General features: G+C 39.1%; 5 protein-coding genes. 4 read left to right on the forward strand and 1 reads right to left on the reverse strand.

Going from position 1 to position 4,554, the window contains the following annotated elements; translation table 11 throughout:
* Positions 1-194: 194 nt before the first annotated feature.
* Together HWQ37_RS30060 and HWQ37_RS30065 are read left to right on the forward strand one after the other, a co-directional pair.
* Positions 195-872, forward strand: a complete 678-nt coding sequence (locus tag HWQ37_RS30060; RefSeq protein ID WP_363318214.1) for a response regulator transcription factor — start codon at positions 195-197, stop codon at positions 870-872.
* A 52-nt stretch (positions 873-924) separates the two neighbouring features.
* Positions 925-2,169: a sensor histidine kinase gene (locus tag HWQ37_RS30065; protein WP_292754062.1), complete on the forward strand. Its 1,245-nt coding sequence runs from the start codon at positions 925-927 to the stop codon at positions 2,167-2,169.
* Position 2,170: 1 nt separating this feature from the next.
* Here the strand turns inward: HWQ37_RS30065 and HWQ37_RS30070 are convergent, their stop codons facing one another.
* Positions 2,171-2,455, reverse strand: coding sequence for a peptidase (locus HWQ37_RS30070; protein WP_292754063.1), 285 nt, complete (start codon positions 2,453-2,455; stop codon positions 2,171-2,173).
* A gap of 392 nt (positions 2,456-2,847) precedes the next feature.
* On the opposite strand from HWQ37_RS30070, the gene HWQ37_RS30075 reads away from it, so the two are divergent.
* Together HWQ37_RS30075 and HWQ37_RS30080 are read left to right on the forward strand one after the other, a co-directional pair.
* Complete coding sequence (locus HWQ37_RS30075) at positions 2,848-3,348, forward strand: DUF4363 domain-containing protein (protein ID WP_292754064.1); 501 nt, start codon at positions 2,848-2,850, stop codon at positions 3,346-3,348.
* 358 nt (positions 3,349-3,706) lie between these two features.
* Positions 3,707-4,554, forward strand: an 848-nt coding sequence (locus HWQ37_RS30080) for an iron uptake porin (RefSeq protein ID WP_292754065.1), incomplete at its 3' end; no start/stop codon positions are given.

Here is a 4,554-nt window from a genome sequence, read left to right on the forward strand (position 1 = left end):
CCGCCTCAGAATGAATTCTGAGTCTAATAGCAAAAGTCGTCTAAAGACGACTGAGACTCATGTTATAGTCCGTTTTAACGGACTTTAGCTAAAAGCCAAAGAACTTCAGTTCTGGGCGGTTTCTGTCTAGAACGAAATAGCCCTGAGGTACAGGCAGAAAGCAATAATCTTGGTGCTAACAGGACAAAACCGTTATGAAAATTCTTTTAGTTGAAGATGAATATCGGATTGCAAAAGCACTTGCAGAAGTACTAATTGACCAAAATTATCTTGTTGATATTGCTAGCGATGGTCAAGCAGGATGGGAGTTTGCTAAAGCCTTTCCTTATGACTTAATAGTGTTAGATTTGATGTTACCAAAGTTGGATGGTATAACATTGTGTAGACAACTACGGCAAGAGGGCTACTCTATACCTATTCTGTTGCTAACTGCAAAAGACACTAGCACTGATAAAGTAATTGGGTTAGACGCGGGAGCCGATGATTATGTTGTCAAACCCTTTGATTTACAAGAACTAATGGCTCGGATTCGCGCTTTATTAAGGCGGGGAATTACTATTTTACCCCCTGTGTTTGAGTGGGAAAAGTTGCGTTTAGATCCAAGTAATTATGAAGTGACATACAATGAACAACCAGTACATCTGACTCCCAAAGAATATAGAATTTTAGAATTGTTTTTACGTCACAGCCATCAAGTGTTTAATCGCAATGATATTTTGAAACATCTTTGGTCTTTTGAAGAACCACCAGGAGAAGAAACAATAAAGGTTCATATTCGGAGCTTAAGACAAAAACTAAAATTTGCTGGAGCTAATGTTGATTTTATTGAGACAGTATACGGTTTAGGTTATCGACTAAAACAAACTTTTTAAATTGATGCTTCAGGCTTTAGGCAGGCGGCTTTTATTTTCATATCTAGGTGTAATGGTAACAATTTGGGGGACTTCTACCACAATTGTCTATCATTTTTTATCTTATAATCTATATCAAAAGTTAAATAGTGAAATTATCACTTTAGCAAATGCAGCTTCTCACAACTTAATAGCAGCGCCAGTTGACAAAAAAGCAATTAATACTAAAATTCCTCGAATTTTAGATAATGATGATGATGGAGATTTAGATATTCCTTGGCAAGATTTACGTGAAAATCATCAAGGAGTAGAATGGTTTGATGCTAATGGTCGGCTATTGGCTAAAGCGGGAACCACTATTTCTCGAATGTCTTTTACTGCTAATTTTGACATCAGCCAACACCATAAAATCCGCAGCATTACTATTCCTGTTTATCTGCATACTTTAACTGGAAGAAAAAAAAAGCTTCAAGGGTATGTGCGGGTAAGTGAATCTACAGAAGAATTAGAAGAAGAACTAAATAGAGTTTTATGGGGATTTGAGTTAGGAGGATTGATTGTAATAATTCTTAGCGGCTTAGGTGGTTGGTGGCTAACAAGACAATCTTTACAGCCAATTGAGCAAAGTATTCAGCAATTAAAACAGTTTACTGCTGATGCTTCCCACGAGTTGCGTAGTCCTTTAACAATCATTAAAACTTCCGTTGAAGTGATTATGAATTATCCAGATAGAATTCATCCAGCTAATGTAAATAAATTGGAAGCAATATCATCTGCAAGTAATCAAATGACTCGATTAGTAGAAGATTTACTTTTATTAGCTCGAACTGATGTAGTAAAGAGTACTCAAATGATTGCATGGATAAATATTCCTTTGGATGAATTATTAGAGGATTTGGTGGAATTTTTGGAACTGCACGCAGTATCTAAGGAAATTACTCTCAAGTTAGAAATATCAACTGAAGTTTTTATCAAAGGTGAAGCTATTCAACTAAAGCGATTATTTTCTAATCTGTTACAAAATGCCTTGCATTATACACCGAAAGGAGGGACTGTCATAGTTTCTCTGGTTAAACTTGAGCGGTTTGTAGTCATAAATGTTCAAGATACTGGTATTGGTATTCTTCCAGAACACATTCTCTTAATTTTTAATCGCTTTTGGAGGGCAGATCAGGCTAGAAATCAGCGAGAGGGAGGCTTAGGTTTAGGATTAGCTATTGCATTGGCGATCGCAAAAACTCATGGAGGAGATATTACTGTCACCAGTGAAATCGCTGTTGGTAGCTGCTTTCAGGTACGTTTGCCATTAGCTTCTTAGTTTAATTATTAGGGTTTTGCCGAGTTTTTTTACCAAATAAACCAGACATATTTAATCCTGTCGCCAACAATCCTAAAAGTCCTAATCCATTCAAAATTGGGTAGATTCCTTGCAGATGAAAGATTTCCCCTGTATGGATACTTAAGAGGAAACTAGCTGGAACTCCTATACTCACAGACCACTCGCGGACAAAGGTTGTTAACATCCCAGTCAGCACGGTTAACACAAGTGGCACAGATAGGATGATGCCAAGGATACGATGATACTTACGAAATGAACGTTTCATGGTATTTTTCCGGTAGTAGAAACTTTTTACAATGTAGGCTCAATATCACCTAAAATGCAAATGAGATGATAAAAATCGAGTCTTGTCAGACAAGACTCGAAGTCAGCAATTGGTGTGAGGAGTCTTGATAGACTCTGTTCTTAAGGTAAAGCATGACAAGTAAAAAACTCGGAAAGAGAAAATATTGGTTCTTTCCGAGTTTTTTACCTTGATAGCTTTAATATTTAATTGACAAAAATATTACCTAATATTTTTGTTCCTAGTGGTCTGTCAAATCCATTTTGACGGTTGGAGAGACGCGATAAATCGCCGTCTCTACATAAAATTTATTCGTCAATTATTTATTGACAGACTACTAGTCTACGCAAACGAATTTGGATGAGGAGTTGAGAATGAATCGTTTTAATCCAGTACTGATAGTTGCTGCAATCAGCCTAATGACTTTGGTTGGATGCAATAAGGGTGACGAACCTACTGCACAGACAACACCTGCTGGGAGTTCTATCGCCGATACAACAGCCACTCCCTCTGCGACAACCACCCCTGATGCAGCAGCTACTCCCACTCCCTCTGCGACAACCAGCCCTAGCGCAGCAGCCAGTCCCACTACAACAACTGAATTTCAAGGTCTACAGGGTGTTGTTACCAATACTAAAGCCGCAGTTGAGGCGGGAGATTTTACTAAAGCTAAAGGGGAATTTGATAAATTTGAGGATTTCTGGTCAAAGGTTGAAGATGGAGTCAAAGTTAAATCTCCCAATGCCTACAAAGAAATTGAAGATAAATCCGATGAGATCAAGGCAGGACTTAAAGCCTCTGCACCAAATAAACAAAAATTGTTAACAGCTTTAGAGGTTCTTAACAAGAATGTCACTAGCGCTGCCAAGCCTTAAACCAATTCGCAATTCGCAATTACGTTTTGTGTTAGCGAGTCTGCGATAGCGAGCCATCGTTCGCTTTTAGCGTCTCGTAGAGAGCGTCGCGTCCGGGGATTTAGATTTAGGCATCAAAACGCGCTGCCTATCTTGCTGGGGACTTAAACCCCCAAAGTTTGTTAAGAGCCGAATACATAAATTGAGTATTTGTTGGCTATTTGACTAGTAGTCTGTCAAGTTTAAATTGGTGGGTAAGTAAGTTTGTAGTAAGCACTTTAGTGCTTAGAAAATAAGCACTAAAGTGCTGACTACAAACCTTCAAAATTAACTTAGACATTGTACTAGTCCTGATTAATTTTTTGTGTGAGGAATAAAAATGTTAAAAGCAAAAGTTCTGTGGGGTTTTCTTCAGCAAACTCCATTAATTGTGCTTGTTGCCTCAGTTGTTGGTTATAGTGGACTGGCAGCCGCCTCTCCTGCAAATAACACTACATCAAAATCTGGAAGTAACCAAACCGATCAATCTCTAGAGCCTCCAGCGACTACTGATGCTGTGGCGCAAGTCACTTCCGTCTCTCAATTATCAGATGTGCAGCCTACTGATTGGGCATTTCAAGCGCTGCAATCACTAGTAGAACGTTACGGCTGTATTGCTGGATATCCTAATAGTACATATCGCGGTAATCGGGCAATGACGCGATATGAATTTGCGGCTGGTTTGAATGCTTGTTTACAACGCATTAATGAACTGATTGCTAGCTCAACTAATGATTTGGTTAAAAAAGAAGACTTAACCACATTACAAAAATTGCAGGAGCAATTTACCGCCGAACTAGCAACCCTGCGCGGTCGAGTTGATGCGCTGGAAACACGCAGTGCCGAACTGGAACAGCATCAGTTTTCTACCACTACCAAACTCAATGGTGAAGCTGTTTTTGCAGTGGCAGGAGTTGTATCAGGAGATAATGCTAGAGGAGAAAAAATTAATCGCAATCCTATTTTAGGCGATCGCGTCCGCCTCAACTTTGATTCCAGTTTTACAGGCAAAGATTTACTCAGAACCCGACTGCAAGCCACAAACCTGAATACCTTCTCTAGCAACTCTACGTTTACACCAGAAGGTGACTTTCGGTTTGCTGGTGGTACTTTTGATAATGGCAACAATAATGCTGTTGGGGTAGATGCGCTGTTGTATCAGTTCCCTCTCACTCAGAAAACAAATGT

Source organism: Nostoc sp. NMS4 (assembly GCF_017115095.1).
Classification (GTDB): Bacteria; Cyanobacteriota; Cyanobacteriia; order Cyanobacteriales; family Nostocaceae; genus Nostoc.

Coding starts and splice junctions, on each gene's coding strand:
- HWQ37_RS30060 (WP_363318214.1), top strand. CDS start 195: ATGAAAATTCTTTTAGTTGAAGATGAATATCGGATTGCAAAAGCACTT.
- HWQ37_RS30065 (WP_292754062.1), top strand. CDS start 925: ATGGTAACAATTTGGGGGACTTCTACCACAATTGTCTATCATTTTTTA.
- HWQ37_RS30070 (WP_292754063.1), bottom strand. CDS start 2,455: ATGAAACGTTCATTTCGTAAGTATCATCGTATCCTTGGCATCATCCTA.
- HWQ37_RS30075 (WP_292754064.1), top strand. CDS start 2,848: ATGAATCGTTTTAATCCAGTACTGATAGTTGCTGCAATCAGCCTAATG.